We start from the raw sequence: 697 nt of genomic DNA on the forward strand, positions 1-697 counted from the left end.
CAAATGTCCAGCTTCATCTGGAAAAGGCCTATAAGAATTTTTTTCGGGATCCCAAGATTGGATTTCCAAGGTTTAAGTCAAAACATCATTCCAAAAACAGCTATACAACGAATGTGGTTAATGGAAATATCCTGGTGGAAAGTAAGCGGATCCGGCTTCCTAAATTAAAATGGATCGCCATGAAAAAACACAGGGAGCCAGCAGAAGGCCTTCGCCTGAAATCAGTGACAGTCAGTATGGAATCATCCGGAAAATACTTTGCAAGCCTGCTTTATGAAGGATACAGCTGTGAAAACCAAGCTGCTGGACCGGATTACAGTACTGCAAAGATACTTGGGATTGATTATGCAATGCAGGGAATGGCAGTGTTTTCAGAAAAGGTTGAGACGGAAGAAGCAGGATTTTTTAGAAAAAATGAAAAAAGACTGGCGAGGGAACAGCGAAAGTTGTCAAGATGCGTACGGGGAAGTCATAATTATGAACTGCAGAAAAAGAAAGTTGCCAGATGTCATGAAAAGATACGAAATCAGCGAAGAGATCATCTACACAAACTTAGCCGAAAGATTGCAGACGGTTATGATGCGGCTGCAGTGGAAGATATCGATATGAAAGCAATGGGTCAGTGCCTGCATTTCGGAAAAAGCGTACAGGATAATGGATATGGAATGTTCAGGGAAATGTTAGACTATAAGCTGGC

At 41.8% G+C, this 697-nt stretch carries 1 protein-coding gene; it reads left to right on the forward strand.

From position 1 onward, the window contains the following. The coding region (locus tag EUBHAL_RS12230) for an RNA-guided endonuclease TnpB family protein (protein ID WP_005350314.1) at positions 1–697 on the forward strand (697 nt) is incomplete at both ends.

This window comes from Anaerobutyricum hallii DSM 3353 (assembly GCF_000173975.1).
Taxonomy (GTDB): domain Bacteria; phylum Bacillota; class Clostridia; order Lachnospirales; family Lachnospiraceae; genus Anaerobutyricum; species Anaerobutyricum hallii.